Raw genomic sequence first — 16,403 nt, forward strand, 5'->3', positions numbered from 1 at the left:
ATTCAGGATGCGTCTTGGGGGAGGCGGACTTTTTGGCCTTGTTCCAGGCGGTGGACGCCGCGGATGACGACGGTTTCGCCGCCAAGCAGGCCGTCCAGGATTTGCAATCCGCCCGGGAGCAGGCGGCCCGCGATGACGTGTTGGCGGTGGACGGTGCCGGAATTGGTGCCGGTTTCGGTATTCACCAGCCAGACGGCCTGTTCCCCGGAAGGCAGGCCGAAGACCGCTTCCACGGGAACCACGGTGAAAGGCCGGGAGTTTGCGTGGGAAAAGGTGAACCGGGCCATGCCGATCATGCCGGGACGAACTTGCGACGCGGGCTCGGCCAGGCGCAGCTTGACCGGAAAGGTGCTCACCGGCCCGGGGGTGATTCCGACCTCGCTGACCGTGGCGGCGAAGGGCCGGTCTGGAAGCACGTCAAAGATCACCTGGGCCGGGTCGCCCAGTTGAACCTGGTGGATAAGCTGATCCGGCAGGCCGACCTCGAATTCCAGATCGTCGTCGGTACTGAGTATGACGACGGGCTGTCCGGTTTGGACGGTCTGATAATTCTCCACCGGCACTTCGGAGATGGTCCCGGCCATGGGCGCGGTCAGTCTGGTGTAGGAGAGCTGCTGGCGGACCAGTTCCAGGCTTTTGCCCACCGCGGCCAGTTGGGCCTGGGACGTCTCGAATCCGGCCCGGGCCTGGTCCAGCTCGCTCTTGCTGACGCTGTCCGCGTCATACAACGCCTGGAACCGCTCGTAATCCGCCTTGGCCCTGGTGAAGGTCGCCCTGGCATGCTCAGCCTGGGCCTCCAGTTCCATGACCTGCAGCTCAAAATCCGTGGGATCCAATCGGGCGATCAGCTCCCCAGGGCGGACCCGCTGGCCCATCTGGACGGGGAGTTCCTGAAGCACGCCGGAGACCCGAAAGCTAAGCGCCATGTCCCGGGAGGCGCGGGCAATGCCGGAAAAGCTTCGCACGACTTGGCTCTGGGGGGGCTCCACGACCATGGTCTTCACCGGCCGCGGTCCCGGCGCGTACACCGGCTCGGTCTCGGCGCACCCGGTGAAGAGGAGCAGGGCGCAAATCAAGAGTGTCGGGCGTATGGCATGCAAGGTTGTTTCTCCTGCGGGTGGTCGAAAAGGGTTCTATAGTTGCGGACGATTGCGTAACCGTTTAGCGACATCATAGGCCAGCCACAAGGCCAAGACAACCAGGATGATTTTGCCAGTAACTTGGAATCGGGTGACTTCAAGCACGACGTAGGCTTCCATGAGCAGGGCCGGGATTTTACCCAGTGTGGAGGCCGTGGTGAAGAGAGGCAGGGAGGCTTTGCCCACGGCCGCGCCCAGGGTTGAGACAAAGGCCGGGGCAAAGGGCAGCAGGCGGAGCAGGAAGATCAGTTGAAAGGCTTCCCGGCCCTGGGCGTTGATCAGGGCCTTGGCCCTGGGGTAGCGATTCAGGGCCGATTGGGCTGAAGACCGAAACCCGGCCCGGTAAAGCAGGAAGGCCGTTACCGCGCCCAGGGATTCGCCCAGAAAGGAGATGAAGGCGCCCGTCCAGAAGCCGAACAGGGCGATGTTCGCCGCGGTGATGAAGAACGTGGGAAAGACGCCGCTGATGGTGGCCAGGACGTTCAGGCCGATGCTGACCAGCGCGGCGTACATGCCGTAGTGGCGCAGCAGCTCGACGAGGGATTCGGTCATGACGCGGATTCGGCCTCAGGGAGCGACTGGTTCCGGTCCGTCGCGACGGCGAGGTATTTTTTGCGCACCAGTCGCCAGACCACCACGAAAAAGGCTGTCAGCGGGATGGCCAGGATCATGCCCAGGATGCCGCCAAGAGCCTTGCCCCAGAAAAAGATGGCGATGATGATCACCAGCGGGTGTAACCCGGTGCCTCGAGACATGATCCGCGGGGTGAGCAGGTAGCTTTCCAAGAGCTGGACCGCGACGAAGACCGCCAGGACCAGGGCCAGGAGGAAAAAACCGCCGTCCTGTTGCAGGTAGGCCAAAGGCAGGACCGTGATCAGCCCCAGGAGGCTGCCCAGGTACGGAATGATGTTCAGCAGGCCGATGACGATGCCCAGCAGAGTCCCGAATTTCAGGCCGGCCAGGGTAAAACCAATGGCCATGAGCACGCCCATGATCAGCCCGATCAGGATTTGGCCCCGAAAAAAGGCGACCATGATCCGGGCGAACTCGCCGGTCAGAAACGTGATGTCCTCCCGCAGCCAGGGTGAGATGAAGGACAGTTGTTCATCCAGAGCGCGCAACGGATCCTTGTCCGTGAGCAGGAAGAAGAACAGATAGACCGGGATGATCGCCGTTCCGGCCACCAGGGTGAAGGTGCGGCCCAGGAATTCTCCCATGGTGTTCAGGGCGGGCAGGGAGGTCTGGATGATTTTTTGCAGGTGCTCTGTCCAGGATTGCAGGTGTTCGCGGAGGACTTCCGGATTCAGGGACTCCTCGGCCCAGGTCGCGGCGTCCGGGAACAGGCGGGCGATCAACCGGGAGAGCTGTTCGGCGAGGACCGGGAGGTGTTCGATCAATGAACGGACCTGGGAGAGAATTTCCGGCAGGATCAAGGCCCCCAGCAGAGCCAGGGTCAGCAGGACGATGCCGTAGAGCAGGATTATTGTCGTGACCCGTCCGATATGCAGGATCCGCTGGAACCAGTGGACCAGTGGTTTGAGCAGCAGGGCCAGGATGCCGGCCACGGCCAGGGGCCAGAGTACGTTGGAAAAGTAGACCACCAGGCCTTGGAGCAGGAGGAAGACGCCGAAGAAAAACGCGCCGATCAGGTTCAGCGCCAGGAGCACCAGGGCCACGCTGATCAGTCGACGTTGCAGGGGCGTCAAATAGTCGGAGATATCGGGGCGAGACATGTTCGAACCAACAAAAAAGGCCGCTGAGCAAAGCGGCCTTTTTTGCTATATGTTGCGTGAATTTAGTCGAGTTCCTGGACGTTCGAGGCTTGCAGGCCCTTGTCGCCGTCGACGATCTCGAAGGAAACCCTGGCTCCCTCCCGCAGCGTCTTGAACCCGCCGCCTTCAATGGCCGAGAAATGAACGAAGACGTCCTTGCCGTCTTCCTGACCATCCGGAGTGATGAAACCGTAGCCTTTCTGCTTGCTGAACCACTTTACAACACCTTCCATAAAAAAAAGACCTCCTTAAAGAAATACAGAGAGTTGGCCTTAGGACTGGCCTGAGCGGCGCGATGCACGCTCTTTCTTTGGTTGGCGGATACTCTCGTTTGTCCGACGGGTCAAGTGAAAGATGGAACGTATTGCTCAAATTGCGGAAAAAACAAGTATCACGAACTGTGCCATCAAAATCAGTCCTGCGCAAACTCCCATTCCGGCGAGCAGGGTTAGTCGAAACAGTTCGTTCAGCTTTATATCCGTCCAGATTTGATCTTCCGGCCCGAGCCAGGGCTTGGTCTTGATCCGGCCGAAGTAGCGGGTCGGCCCGCCCATTCCGGCCCGCAGGGCCAGGGCCGCGGCGGCCATGGGCCAGCCCGCGTTGGGGCTTTCTGTCAGGCTGGCCGTGCGGCGCAGATCGGACAGGCGGACACCCGGTTTGCCCAGCAGGCGGGCCGTTGTCGTCAAGGCCAGGGCAGTCAGCCGGGCCGGGACAAAGGCCAGCAGGTCGTCGGCCCGGGCCGCTGCCCAGCCCAACTCCCGCCAGTGCGGCGTCTTGTACCCCCACATGGAATCCATGGTGCTCACGGTCTTGTAAGCCCAAAGCCCGGCGGGACCGAGAAAGGCCAGGTAGAAAAAAGGAGCCGTGAAGGCGTCATTGAGGTTTTCGCTGACGGTTTCGGCCAGGGCCCGGCGAATGCCGTTTTCGTCCAGGTGTTCCACGTCCCGGCTGACCAGCCCGGCAAGGGCCGTCCTGGCGGCTTCGACATCCTGCTCGCGGAGCAACCAGGCGACCCGGCGTCCTTCCTGAAGCAATCCGCCCAGGGCCAAACCGGCGAAGCTTAAATACAGAGCCAGAAACCAGCCGACCATGGGCAGGGAGACGATCAGCCGGACCGCGAATCCCACGCCCAGGGTCAGACCCAAAACGCAAAGCAGGCCCGCCAGTCGCGGAGGAAGCGGGGAAGATCGGGCGAGACGCTCCAGACGGTCCAGCAGCCACCCGATGAGCCGGACCGGATGCGGCCAGTTCGGCGGATCCTTGAGCCAGAGGTCCAGGGCTACGGCCAGAAGGGGAATCGTCAGGGTCAGCCAGAGCATGTTTGCTCCCTACGTGATCCGCATCCAAATCGAAATCGCAATCGAAATCGCAATCGAACGTCATGCCCAGGAAGATGGTCTGCCACGGGACGGTACACGGTGTTTTTCGATTTCGATCCCGATTTCGATTTCGACTTCGATTCGGGATCAGCCACGGGGATCATGAAATGAACGCGGAAAGAAGCGTCAATCCTGAAACAGGCTGAGCTGCACCTCCCGCGGCTTCAGAGAGGCGTTGGCCGTCTCGGAAGCCGCGGGGGGGGGCGTAGCCTTGCGTTTGCGACGGGGAAAGGGATTCGTGCCGGTGCGAAAAGGATGCAGGGCGCAGGAAAAGTCCGGGCAGAGCCGGACTTCCTTGGGGCTGCCGCCGCAGCATTCCAGGCACTTGGCCCGAATGGCCTTGAGCGGATTGCGAAGGGTGCGCTTTTTGGCCATGGCCGAAAGAATCAGCCGCGGGTGAACTTGCGGTACTTGATCCGCTTGGGAACGTCGGCGTCCTTTCCCAGACGTCGGCGGCGGTCCTCCTCGTACTCGGTGAAGTTCCCGTCGAAAAAGACCACTTGGCTGTCGCCCTCAAAGGCCATGATGTGGGTGGCGATACGGTCCAGGAACCAGCGGTCGTGGCTGATTACCAGGACCGTTCCGGCGAAGTTCAGCAGGGCGTCTTCCAGGGCGCGCATGGTGTTCACGTCCAGGTCGTTGGTGGGCTCGTCCAGCAGCAGGACGTTGGCCCCTTCCTTGAGCATCCGGGCCAGATGGACCCGGTTGCGCTCCCCGCCGGAGAGCATGCCGACCTTTTTTTGCTGGTCCGCGCCGGTGATGTTGAAACGCCCCAGATAGGCACGGGCGTTGACCTCGCGGTTGCCCAGGCGGATCAGGTCGTGGCCGTCGCTGATCATCTCGAACACGGTCTTGTCCGCTTCCAGGTCGTCCCGCTTCTGGTCCACGTAGGCCAGCTTCACGGTCTCGCCCACGTCGATCCGGCCCGAGTCCGGCTGCTCCTGACCGGATATCATCCGGAACAGGGTGGTCTTGCCGGCCCCGTTGGGGCCGATGATGCCCACGATGGCTCCGGGAGGAATCAAAAATTCGGCGTTGGCCAGCAGCATCCGGTCCCCGTAGGCCTTGCACAGATCCTGGGCCTCAATCACCTTCTGGCCCAGCCGGGGTCCGGGCGGAATATAGATTTCCAGCTCCTTGCCCTGCTTTTCGGATTCCTGGGACAAAAGTTGCTCATAGGCCCCGATCCGGGCCTTGCTCTTTGCGTGCCTGGCCCGCGGCGACATCCTGATCCACTCCAGTTCCCGCTGCAGGGTCTTTTGGCGGTCGCTTTCGGCCTTTTCCTCCTGGCGCAGACGTTCCTTTTTCTGGTCCAGCCAGGAAGAATAGTTGCCCTTCCAGGGAATGCCCTTGCCCCGGTCCAGTTCCAGAATCCAACCGGCCACGTTGTCCAAAAAGTAGCGGTCGTGGGTCACGGCGATGATGGTTCCCGGGTACTGGTGGAGGTGGTGTTCCAGCCAGGCCACGGATTCGGCGTCCAGATGGTTGGTGGGCTCGTCCAGAAGCAGGATGTCCGGCTGCTGGAGCAACAAGCGGCACAGGGCCACCCGCCGCCGTTCCCCGCCGGAGACGATGTTCAGCGGCATGTCCGGGGGCGGGCAGCGCAGGGCGTCCATGGCCATTTCCAGACGACTTTCCAGTTCCCAGGCGTTCAGGGCGTCCAGCTTCTCCTGGACCGAGGCCTGTCGGGTCAGCAGGGCGTCCATGGCCTCGTCGCTCATGGGTTCCGCGAACTGGGCGTTGATTTCCTCAAACTCCTTGAGCAGGCGGACGGACTCTCCGGCGCCTTCCTCGACAACTTCAAGAACCGTGCGCGTTTCATTGGCCAGCGGCTCCTGTTCCAGGTAGCCGATGGTGTGCCCCGGAGCCAGGGAGGTGGAACCTTGGAAGTCCTGGTCCACTCCGGCCAGGATTTTCAGCAGGGTGCTCTTTCCGGAGCCGTTCATTCCCAGGACGCCGATTTTCGCCCCGTAAAAACAGGAAAGGGAAATGTCCTTCAAGATCGGCTTTTTATCGTAGTACTTGCTGACCCTGTGCATGGAATAGATGATTTTTTTATCGTCAGTGCTCATGGTTCGTCCGAAGTGTCCGTAACGGGTTCAAGGTTGGTTCGATGGAGTGAATGTGAAAAAAAACCGGACATCCTCCCAAAGAGGCTGTCCGGTTTGAAGGAAAATTTAAGGACAGGCTAGTGGCCGTGCCCGTGTCCGTCGTCGCTGAGGGTATCCTTGATGGACTTCATCACGACATAGCCGACGCCTGAACCAATGAGGATCAGGGCCAGGTAAAAGGCACCCATGAAAATGGCGTGGTCAGGCATCCACCAGGGGATGTCCTGAGGCAAAAAACTTTGAATGGTTTCTCCGGGAAGCATCGTTCACTCCTGTGCAAAAGTTAGTTGACGGCGTCTTTAAGCAGCTTGCCGGGGCGAAATTTGACGACCTTGCTGGCCGGAATCTTGATTTCCTGACCGGTCCGGGGATTGCGACCGGTGCGCTCCTGGCGCTGCTGAACCTCGAAGGTGCCGAAGCCGGTCAAGGTCAATTTCCCGTTGGCGGAAAGAATTTCCTCAACGGAATCAATAAAAGCATTGAGGGCGCTCTCCGCGCTCGCCTTGGTCATTCCCGCCTTGCCGGCGACTTTCGATACCAGATCCGCCTTTGTCATAACGCTCTCTCCTTTTGCACATATGGGTGATGGTGAAAAAAAAATATCTGTCAGATTGACAGCCCTATCAACGACCTTCCTTGGACGGCCTCTAGCCCAAAGCCGCCGCCATTGCAAGAAACCAAGGAAAAAAATGGTGGAAACCGCGCGTCCGGCGTGGACGATTCGGTTTGCCATATATAATCCTTTTCAAGATGTCCATGTTTTTTTCCGCATACGAACAACTTGTCACCGAATAAACGATTGCGCTACGACCACGCAAACGAACGGGATTGAAAGACGTAATCGACATACCCTCAACAGATGCCAAGGAGCAGGAACATGCCGCGAAGGTCGCCTTTGGAAGCGCAATTGTATTCCCACCTCGGGCCATCGCGTTTTTCGGCCCTGGGCTTTCTCGGCCAGGATGCCCGGGACTTCGAGGACATTCTGGCCGACGACGCACGAACCCTGGATCGTCTGGGAGTGTCGAGGGAACGGCTGGTTCAAGGGCTGCGGGAGGTTTACGAACGGGCCTTGCAAGCCGGTGGAGATCCGGTGCGGGCGGGCACGGGGAGTTTCGCGGAGTGCCTGGAGTGCCGGGGACGGGTTCCCTCGCCGTTTCCAGGCGAGGGAACATTCGCCAAGCATCAAGTTCGGGTGTTTCGCGATGATGGAACCGAAACTCTCGTCATCACCTCTTTGGCCCTGCACCTGATCGAACGGCACGGTTTTTTCCAAGGGATTGGTTCACCCTTTCGGATCGACCCAGCTCAAGCTGCCTCGGTGCTGGGGCTGGGTGCCGGGCGACAAAATGGTTGACCTCATTTCCGGGTTCAGTACTTGCGCTCCAGATTGTCGAAGGCCGCGATCCGGTCCCAAGCCTCATCGGCGGTTTCCACGAATTCAAACAAATCCAGGTCGTGAGGCGAGACGGTCCCGGCTTCCACCAGGGCTTCGAAGTTGATGACCTTTTTCCAGAATTGAGAGCCGAAGAGCAATACCGGCATGGGGGCGATCTTTCCGGTCTGGATCAGGGTCAGGGCGTCGAACAGTTCGTCCAGGGTGCCGAACCCGCCGGGAAAAACCACCAGAGCCCGGGCCCGGATCAGAAAGTGCATCTTGCGGATGGCGAAATAGTGGAACTGGAAGCTGAGTTCCGGCGTAATATAGGGGTTGGGGGCCTGCTCATGGGGCAGGACGATGTTCAGGCCGATACTCTTGGCCTGGACTTCCGCCGCACCGCGGTTTGCCGCCTCCATGATTCCCGGGCCGCCGCCGGTGATCACCACATGGGTTTTTTTCTCCTCGCACTGGCAGTTTTCCGATATGATCCTGGAAAGCTTGCGGGCTTCCTCGTAATAGCGGCTGTGCTCCAGCGCGCTTTTGGCGGCCTGGAGTCGGGCCTTAGCGCCTTTGTCTTCGGGACCGTCAGGCTGATTCCCGACGGCGGCCAAGGCCTCGTCCAGCCGGGCTTGGGCGGTTTCGGCATCCAACAGCCTGGCGCTGCCGAAAACCACCACCGTGGACTCGATCCGACTATCCCGCATCAGCATTTCGGGCTTGAGCAGTTCCAGTTGGAGGCGAACCGGGCGCAGTTCATCCTGGAGAATGAAATCTTTGTCCAGAAAGGCCAGGCGATAGGCCGCGGATTCGGTCTGTGGCGTGGAGGGCTGCTGTTGGGCCCTTGCGACGTCGTTTTGCGCCGAAGGGAAAAGGGTTTCCGGGTGGCTGGCGGCCATAGGCGTTCTCCTTGCTGATTGGTGGGTTGGGGGAAAGGGGACTTGTTGGCCTGTTTTTTGGGGATCGTCAATCTTGTCGCTCGAGCCTCCAGGGCGTCGCTTGCAAAATCGGCGATGACGCCCTATCCATTTCCGATTGTTACGGTTCATGAACGAAAAACAAGGAGATCATCGCAGAATGTTGACGGAAAAACACCTGGACGCCTATGCCCAGGTCATGATCTGGGCTCTGGACACAGCCAGAGGGCGCAAGCTGCGCAAGGGCAATATCGTCCTGCTGCAATCCGATCCCGCGGCTTCGGCCCTGGCCGAGAAAATATACGCGCTGCTGCTGGGTCGCTCGCTGCAACCCGTGGTACGCTGGAATCCCACGGTGCGCATGGAGCACGACTTCTACGCCCTGGGCGAGGACAAGCAACTCACGTTTCATCCTCCGGGGACCAAGGAATTGCTGGGGGCCGTGCACGGAGCGATTCATCTGCGTGCACCGGAGTCTTTGACTCATCTGCGCGATATCCGTCCTGAACGGATCAGTCTGGCCACCCTGGCCCGCAGGCCGTTGCGAGACATCCTGGACGCACGAGAACAGCGGGGACTTTTCGGCTGGACCCTGGCCATGCTGCCCACCCTGGAGATGGCCCAGGCCGCGGGCATGGATCTGGACGCCTACTCCCGACAGATCGTGAACGCGTGTTACCTGAACGCCGACGATGCCGTGGCCGGTTGGCGGGAAGTCTTCGACGCGGTCGGCCGGATTAAGCGCTGGCTGAACAAAATGAACCCGAAGACGCTCCGGGTGGAATCCGAAGGCATGGATCTGGAAGTCTCCCTCGGCGAGCAGCGCAAATGGGTGGGACTGTCCGGACACAACATCCCCAGCTTCGAAATCTTCCTTTCTCCGGACTGGCGTGGCGTGCGAGGTGTGTACGTCGCTGATCAACCATCATATCGCAACGGCAATCTGGTTTCCGGAGTGCGTTTGGAATTTGCTGATGGAAAGGTGATTTCGGCTCAGGCGGAACAAGGCGAGGCATTCCTACGTTCCCAGGTGGCCATGGACGAAGGAGCGGCCCAGGTCGGCGAGTTCTCCCTGACCGACAAGCGCTTCTCCCGCATCAATGCCTTCATGGCCAACACCCTGTTCGACGAGAACTACGGCGGCGAACACGGCAATTGCCATTTGGCTCTGGGGTCGTCCTATGTGGAGTCTTTCTCCGGAAAAGTCGCGGACTTGGACAAGCGCCGCAAGCGTGGCCTCGGGTTCAACGAGTCCGCCCTGCACTGGGATCTGGTCAATACCAATCCCAAGGTCGTCACGGCCCGGCTGCGATCGGGAAAAAGCCGGGTGATTTATGAAAATGGAGAATTTTGCTGTTAGCTTGTTTCCGTCCTGAAACTCTTTTGGGTCCGGATGCTGAAACCTCCGGTTTTCAAGGATAGCGGGGAATGCGTTGACTCGGGAAGATCAAGGATGGCAAACCTTGGCTCTCCCATCACACTCTTTATTCAGGAGGTCGGTATGAGTCAGACGATCATCTACGGCAAACAGGGCTGACCCTACACCACCAACGCCCGTGAGGCGCATCCGGGTCATGTTTATCACGACGTGAAGACGGATCCCGGCCGGATGGAGGAAATGCTCACTCACAGCCAGGGCCAACGCAAAGTCCCGGTGATCGTGATCAATGGCAAGGCCACCGTGGGTTTTGGAGGCACCTGAGGCGTCTAACGCTTCGGCGGTCGCCGAAGCTCATCTGCCCGGCATCAAGAGCGCCCGTCGCCGTGATGCCGGGTTTTTCGTTCTTTCCGCATGCGGCATTTTGGATGGTCGATGCATGCCGTGACGCGAGGAGACGTCCCAGGCCCTTTGGCCGCCACGGCTCTGTCGTATAACTACCCCATGCTATCCAAGGTGAAGGAGTCCTCGCATGGATTGGATTGCCATAAACCAGGCAGCGGCGCGATGGGGCGTCGATCCCCGGGTGGTACAGCGGTATTGCGCGTCCGGGAGAATATCGGGCGCGAAAAAATACGGCCGCGCATGGATGATCCCCGCGGAGGCTGAAAAGCCTCTCGACAACCGCGCCAACGCGGACAAAGCGCAACACGGGCCCGTCTACCCCGGCCTGTTTCTTCTGGAAAGTCTGCGCTTTGACGGGCGAAGCCCACAGCAGATCGCCGCGGACCTGCCTGACGACGAGTACCGGCGCGAATTCTTCGCCGAACTGGCCTTCCTCCAGGGGGAAACCCAAAAGAGCATGGAGCTGTTCGCGCAAATACCGGAGAACAGCCCGTTCCGCCTGACCGGCATCTATGTGCGAAACATCGCCGCCATCCGCAAGGCCGACTACATTGCCCTGCGCCGGGGCATGGATACGTTGAAGGCTCGGCGCCAAGAACACGCGGGCTGTCCGTCCGCGCAAAACTGCATCGACCTCGCCGAAGCCGTGGTTTACGCCAGCGTGTATGCGGCGAACCATTGCCCAAAGTGGTTGAAAAACGGCGATGTGATCCGATTTCCAACGGGAGCCAGACCATTCGCGCTCTACCTCTACGCCCTTTACCTGAACAGCACCCGCCAGCAGTCACGCATGCTCGGAGTGACGGAAACCGTGCTGGCTATGGCGCCAAAGCACGGCTTCACCGTCGCGGAACTCTATCTGCGAATCATGCGCGTCAACGCGTACGTCATTATGGACAACAGGCACCGCGCCCGGGAGCTGATCGAACAGGCGCTTGAACTCGCGCTCCCGTACGGTCTGCTCGCGCCCTTTTCCGAGCATCTGGGCACGATGCGGGGAGTGCTCGAAGAGGTGTCCCGCGAGCGTTTCCCGCGGGCTCACAAGCAGATTCTCAAGGGATGGAAGGAGGTCTTCAACGGATGGACCGAGATACACAACCGCATCCTCAGAAGCGACATGACCACGCTGCTGACCTCCAGGGAATACGCGATTTCCCAGTACCTCATGGATGGCAAGAGCTGCAAGGAGATCGCCAAGCTGATGAACACCACCCTTGCCGGCGTCAACTATTCCCTGCGGATCATCCGGGAAAAGCTGGGCGTCAAACGCAGCCGCGATATCCCCAAATACGTCAACTGGTGCGCTGAGAACGGTCCGACAACCTGAAATGGCCAAGCCTGTGAGCGGCCGACCAGTCCCACAATCCCAGTATTCCAGTATTCCAGTATTCCAGCATTATCTTACACTTTTCCACCATCTTTTCATCCCAGCATCCCAGCATCCCAGTATTTCCTTCCCCCTTTCTGTCGCTTATCCGACACCCCTTTTGTCGTCGCATCAGGTCCATTGCGCTTGCGCCTGTCTCTCACAATCGTCCGATATCAAACATTTTTTCAGATATTTCAGACCTCAAGCAGAGTCGGAAATATTCAAAATCCGATCTCTCGGACGCTGAAAAAATGCTCAAAAACCTCTGAAAATACCCCTTAAAAACTCAGTGTTTTTTCTACGGGATGCGGTATGCTGGCTCTCAAAACACTCAATTTTTGGGCGGAGTCGTAAGCACTGATTCATCCATTATACTATCCGGACAACAGCATTATCCGAGGCCGAGGAGTCCGCATATGGATTGGATTTCCGTAACCGAAGCAGCCACGCGATGGGGCGTCGATCCCCGCGTGGTGCAGCGGTATTGCGCGTCAGGGAAAATTGCGGGCGCGAAAAAATACGGGCGCGCATGGATGATCCCCGCGAATGCCCAAAAGCCGCTCGACAACCGCGCAAAGGCGGAGACGACACAGCCCGAGCCGCTCTACCCCGGCCTGTTTCTTCTGGACAACCTGCGCTTTAACGGTCAAAGCGTGGAGATAATCGCCGCGAGCCTGCCTGACATTGAGCACCGGCGCGAGTTTTACTCGGAACTGGCCTTCCTTCGGGGGGAAATCCAAAAGAGCCTGGAACTGCTCGCTCAAATGCCGGAAACCAGCCCGTTCCGCCTGACCGGCATCCACATGGGCAATATCGCCGCCATCCGCAAGGGAGACGAAAACGCCCTGCGCCGGGGCATGGATGCCCTGAAGGCCCGGCGCCAAGAGTACGCGGGCTGCCCGTCCGCGCAAAACTGCATCGACCTTGCCGAAGCCGTGGTTTACGCCGGTGTGTATGCGCCGGAGCACTTCCCGGAATGGTTGAAAGACGGTGATGTGCTGCGCTTTTCCGAGGACGTCAGGCCGTTCGCGCTCTACCTGTACGCCCTGTACCTGAACAACACCCGCCAGCAGGAACGCATGCTCGGAGTGACGGAAACCGTGCTGGCATTGGTCCCGGAGCAGGGCTTCACCATCGCGGGGCTCTATCTGCGGATCATGCGCGTCAGCGCCTGCGTGGCAATGGGCGACAGGCAACGCGCCCGGGAACTGATCGCGCAGGCGCTTGACCACGCGCTCCCCTACGGCCTTGTCGCGCCCTTTTCCGAGCATCTGGGTACGATGCGGGGAGTGTTCGAGGAGGTTGCCCGTGAACGTTTCCCATGGGTTCGCACGGAAATCATCAAGGGATGGAAGGAAGCCTTCACCGGGTGGACCGACTTACGCAACCGGATGCTCAAAAGCCGCATGACCACGCTGCTGACCTCCAGGGAATACGCGATCTCCCAATACCTTGTGGACGGCAAGACCTCCAAGGAAATCGCCGAGCTGATGCATACCACCGTTTCCGGCATCACCTACTCCCTGCAGATCATCCGGGAGAAGCTGGGCGTCCGACGCAGCCGGGACATCGTGAAATTCGTCAACTAGTGCGCCAAAAACAGGTCGGGGGTCTAACTGAATGTTGACAAAGTCCTTATCCACAGTCCGTTCAAAAACCCCAAGTGCAAGGAGCAAAAAAAGTTCAAGGTCGAAGCGTATTTATTCATACGTGAGAGTTTGAGCTTTTTACTGCGACGCAGCAATTGGGAGTTTTTCAACGGACTGCTAAGGGCAAGCATGGAGGGAGCATGCTCTCTCGGATTCTCATCAGCACACGGTGTGCGCTCTTTATCCGGCAGTTGATAACGGCATCAACAGCACAAGGAGGAAACCCGAATGGAAATGAACAAGGACTACTTTCGCGGCAAAACCGTCATTGTCACCGGCGCGGCCGCGGGCATCGGGCTGGCCCTGATCGAGGAACTGCTTGATTACGGCGCAAAAAAGGTTGTTCTCGCGGATTTCAATGCTGACAACCTGAATACGCATACGGAACGGCTCTCGGCAAAACACCCGGGCAAGGTGAAGGGCGTGTTGTGCAACGTGACCATTGAGCAGGAAGTCGCGGACATGATCGCCGAGGCCGCGGAGTTCTTCAACAGCCGCGTCGACCTGCTCATCAACAACGCCGGGGCCGGGTTATCAGGGTATTTTACGGAACCCTGCGCCCCGGGCTCCATGACAGGGGAACAATTACGTGTTCCGGTACAGACCAACGAGGACTGGGAAAAGGGCTTCGCCATCAATTTCTACGGCGCGCTGTACGGCTGCCGCGCGGTCATCCCCATCATGCAAAAACAAGGCGGAGGCCAGGTCATTAATGTCATTTCCGGCATCGCCTTCGCGCCAATGGCCTTCCAGAGCATGTACTCCGCGACAAAAGCCGCGCTCAACGGCCTGACGCTTTCACTGCGCACGGAATACTGGGACGACGACATTAAATTCTCCTCCGCCACGCCCGGAACAACGGCCACGAACATCTGGGGCGACATGCCGCCCCCTGACGACGCGCAGACACCGCAACAGTCCGCACGGCGCATCCTAGCGGGGGCTGCCCGCAACCAGCGCATCATCTTCGGTGACGACCCCGATCTGGAAGGGGCAAAACACTGCTTCCATGCCGATTATGAGAAATACGTGGACGAGTACCTGCTCAACGTGGCGCGTGAGCGGAGAAAAGGACGTTGGACCGTTTAGAAGTCGGGGGAACACGTCCGGAAATGTCTTCCCTGACTCGACGGAATGTTGCGATAAATTTCTTTTATACAGCTTGAGGTCGATTATTTTAATTTGCTGGTGCGCCAACGGGAGTATTATGTTTATTTTGGCCAGAGTTGCAGCCATTTAGGCCGCCCTTTCAGGGCTACTATTTTTTTGGGGCGTTTACCCAGGGCGTTGCCCTGGGCTGTAATATTTCGCCCTTACAGGGCTTGTCTGAAGCCCCAAGGGGGCGGCTATATCGTAGCCCAGGGCAACGCCCTGGGGATGATGGTAAAACAAGAATAGCCCTGAAAGGGCGGCCTAAAGGCATCATAGTAAAAATTTAATCGTTTCAGCCTAAAACAGTACAATCAACTTTCAACCATCAACTTTCAACAACTTTGTTGCATAATAACTTTTGCAACAAAGCCCCGAACCCATGCAAGGACGACGCACCATGAAAAAACCCGGATTACTCTCTGAAGCAGCTCTTGCGTTTGAAGTGGTTATTCTGATCACGGCGGGATTGATCGCATTGCTTGCGGGCATCCTGCTTTTCCCCGTCCAGCAAGGGCTGCTGCCATACTACGAGAACGGTCTGTACGGCCTATTTCTGGTTCTTTACGCCTTGCAGATCATTGCCTTGGGAAGAACCCCCTTCGGTGATGCACGGCGGTCAAAGCCGTTGCTTGCAATCGGGCTGCTCATCGCGGCCCTGGGGATTGTCTCCTGTTTTATTCCAGGGATTTTGGGCCAAGTACCCCGGATTCTGCTTTTCATCTGTTTCGGTCTGGGCGGTTTTTCCCTGCTTGTGCAGCTCTTTGTTTCCAAGGACAAATACCGGGCCTGGAAACAGCATGGGGGTATTTTTCATCATCTGATCCTGGGATGCGCTGCGGTGTATGCCTTGTCCATCGTGATCGGCCTGGTTGTCCTGCTCCCCGGGGCCCTTGCCCCGCACATGACCGCCGTTGTCGTCATTTTGTACGGATTATCACTCATCTATCTTTCCTGCGCCCTGGAAAAAGTCTGTCGCATGTATCCGGAAGCCCAGGCATCCGGCGGGGGAGAGGGAGAACTCTCAACTGACAAGGCCATGATCCTCCTGTTCTGCCTTTTCATGGTGCTTCTTGGCCTGCTGCTGATTCCCGTGAGTCTGGGCCTGCTTCCTTTTGCGCCTGGTGCGCAGTTGGGACTTCTACTGCTGCTCTTCGCCCTCCAGATGATGGCCCTGGGCAGCACGCCCATCGGCCCTTTTCCGCGGACCTGGCTGTTGTTTATCCTGGGTCTGGTGGTTGCGTCACTCGGGACGGTGTCCTGCATCATTCCGGGGTTCCTGCTTTTCCAGCTCACGCTGCTCGTGGGCGTGCTGAATATCTGTGGAGGCGCCGCGACAATCGCAAGAGTATGCATCGCGTTGTTCAAAAAACCGGACAAGCCGCGAGAGCCCGTGCCGCCCATCCTGGTCAGGCTTTTTGCGACGCAACTGACGTTGGGCGTGTTGGCGATGCTTTTCGGTACATCCATGCTTGTCTCGAATATGATTCCCGCCCTGATCGTGGGCATTATTCTCGCTTCCAACGGTTTTGTCCTTTTGTATCTGCTGCGGATTATGGTTCAGATCGACAGGATCAAGGCCGAGGCGCTGGAATAGCCGAAAATGTCGCATCAGGCCTTGTTCTCGAACCGCGAAGGCAGAAACGGCCCTATATGCGCTTTGGGCAGGCAGGTGTCAGGCAAGCCAAAAAAAATGTCTATAGCCAGGATTGTTGGCAGTGCCAACAAGGTGGGCGCAAGCTTCCAGTGAGATGTGG

At 58.8% G+C, this 16,403-nt stretch carries 17 protein-coding genes; 7 read left to right on the forward strand and 10 right to left on the reverse strand.

The annotated features are described in order from the left end of the window. Nucleotides 1-2 precede the first annotated feature (2 nt). The 9 genes from GY33_RS0115085 to GY33_RS0115125 form a co-directional block, all read right to left on the reverse strand. Nucleotides 3-1,100, reverse strand: a complete 1,098-nt coding sequence (locus GY33_RS0115085; RefSeq protein ID WP_152555210.1) for an efflux RND transporter periplasmic adaptor subunit — start codon at nt 1,098-1,100, stop codon at nt 3-5. A 33-nt stretch (nt 1,101-1,133) separates the two neighbouring features. Then, on the reverse strand, nt 1,134-1,691 hold the full coding sequence (locus GY33_RS0115090) for a TVP38/TMEM64 family protein (RefSeq protein ID WP_031388132.1): 558 nt from the start codon (nt 1,689-1,691) through the stop codon (nt 1,134-1,136). After that, nucleotides 1,688-2,872 (reverse strand): AI-2E family transporter, encoded by a 1,185-nt coding sequence (locus tag GY33_RS0115095; RefSeq protein ID WP_051822692.1) that lies wholly within the window; start codon nt 2,870-2,872, stop codon nt 1,688-1,690. The genes GY33_RS0115090 and GY33_RS0115095 overlap by 4 nt, the downstream gene beginning before the upstream one ends. A 62-nt stretch (nt 2,873-2,934) precedes the next feature. Then, a complete protein-coding gene (locus GY33_RS0115100; protein ID WP_028571366.1) occupies nt 2,935-3,144 on the reverse strand; it encodes a cold-shock protein in 210 nt (69 codons plus the stop codon). A gap of 135 nt (nt 3,145-3,279) precedes the next feature. Next, nucleotides 3,280-4,230 (reverse strand): adenosylcobinamide-phosphate synthase CbiB, encoded by a 951-nt coding sequence (cbiB, locus tag GY33_RS0115105; RefSeq protein WP_031388134.1) that lies wholly within the window; start codon nt 4,228-4,230, stop codon nt 3,280-3,282. Nucleotides 4,231-4,416: 186 nt separating this feature from the next. Beyond that, nucleotides 4,417-4,665, reverse strand: a complete 249-nt coding sequence (locus GY33_RS0115110) for a hypothetical protein (RefSeq protein ID WP_031388135.1) — start codon at nt 4,663-4,665, stop codon at nt 4,417-4,419. 11 nt (nt 4,666-4,676) lie between these two features. Continuing rightward, nucleotides 4,677-6,362: an energy-dependent translational throttle protein EttA gene (gene ettA / locus GY33_RS0115115; RefSeq protein WP_031388136.1), complete on the reverse strand. Its 1,686-nt coding sequence runs from the start codon at nt 6,360-6,362 to the stop codon at nt 4,677-4,679. A gap of 116 nt (nt 6,363-6,478) precedes the next feature. Beyond that, on the reverse strand, nt 6,479-6,664 hold the full coding sequence (locus GY33_RS0115120) for a hypothetical protein (RefSeq protein WP_031388137.1): 186 nt from the start codon (nt 6,662-6,664) through the stop codon (nt 6,479-6,481). Nucleotides 6,665-6,684: 20 nt separating this feature from the next. Then, nucleotides 6,685-6,957 carry an HU family DNA-binding protein gene (locus GY33_RS0115125; RefSeq protein WP_031388138.1) on the reverse strand — a complete coding sequence of 91 codons (273 nt, stop codon included), beginning with the start codon at nt 6,955-6,957 and terminating at the stop codon, nt 6,685-6,687. Between the two features lie 321 nt (nt 6,958-7,278). Here GY33_RS0115125 and GY33_RS19985 point away from each other — a divergent pair, with 321 nt between their 5' ends. Then, nucleotides 7,279-7,758: a hypothetical protein gene (locus GY33_RS19985; RefSeq protein ID WP_051822693.1), complete on the forward strand. Its 480-nt coding sequence runs from the start codon at nt 7,279-7,281 to the stop codon at nt 7,756-7,758. A gap of 14 nt (nt 7,759-7,772) precedes the next feature. On the opposite strand, the gene GY33_RS0115135 is transcribed toward GY33_RS19985, so the two are convergent. Continuing rightward, nucleotides 7,773-8,678 carry an LOG family protein gene (locus tag GY33_RS0115135; protein ID WP_031388140.1) on the reverse strand — a complete coding sequence of 302 codons (906 nt, stop codon included), beginning with the start codon at nt 8,676-8,678 and terminating at the stop codon, nt 7,773-7,775. A gap of 178 nt (nt 8,679-8,856) precedes the next feature. Here GY33_RS0115135 and GY33_RS0115140 point away from each other — a divergent pair, with 178 nt between their 5' ends. From GY33_RS0115140 to GY33_RS0115165, 6 genes are all read left to right on the forward strand, one after another. Continuing rightward, the gene (locus GY33_RS0115140) at nt 8,857-10,056 is read left to right on the forward strand and encodes an aminopeptidase (protein WP_031388141.1); all 1,200 of its coding nucleotides are present in this window, start codon (nt 8,857-8,859) and stop codon (nt 10,054-10,056) included. A 141-nt stretch (nt 10,057-10,197) separates the two neighbouring features. Continuing rightward, the gene (gene uxx1, locus GY33_RS21795) at nt 10,198-10,398 is read left to right on the forward strand and encodes a UXX-star selenoprotein family 1 (RefSeq protein ID WP_084185204.1); all 201 of its coding nucleotides are present in this window, start codon (nt 10,198-10,200) and stop codon (nt 10,396-10,398) included. A 208-nt stretch (nt 10,399-10,606) separates the two neighbouring features. Beyond that, complete coding sequence (locus GY33_RS21355) at nt 10,607-11,806, forward strand: LuxR C-terminal-related transcriptional regulator (protein ID WP_161788485.1); 1,200 nt, start codon at nt 10,607-10,609, stop codon at nt 11,804-11,806. Between the two features lie 458 nt (nt 11,807-12,264). Next, entirely contained in the window at nt 12,265-13,437 is a 1,173-nt protein-coding gene (locus GY33_RS21360) for a helix-turn-helix domain-containing protein (protein ID WP_035272402.1), read from the forward strand. 288 nt (nt 13,438-13,725) lie between these two features. Further along, nucleotides 13,726-14,586, forward strand: a complete 861-nt coding sequence (locus GY33_RS0115160) for an SDR family NAD(P)-dependent oxidoreductase (protein ID WP_031388143.1) — start codon at nt 13,726-13,728, stop codon at nt 14,584-14,586. A gap of 460 nt (nt 14,587-15,046) precedes the next feature. Then, a complete protein-coding gene (locus GY33_RS0115165) occupies nt 15,047-16,243 on the forward strand; it encodes a hypothetical protein (protein WP_031388144.1) in 1,197 nt (398 codons plus the stop codon). The last annotated feature ends 160 nt before the right edge of the window (nt 16,244-16,403 follow it).

The organism is Desulfonatronum thiodismutans (genome assembly GCF_000717475.1).
GTDB lineage: Bacteria > Desulfobacterota > Desulfovibrionia > Desulfovibrionales > Desulfonatronaceae > Desulfonatronum > Desulfonatronum thiodismutans.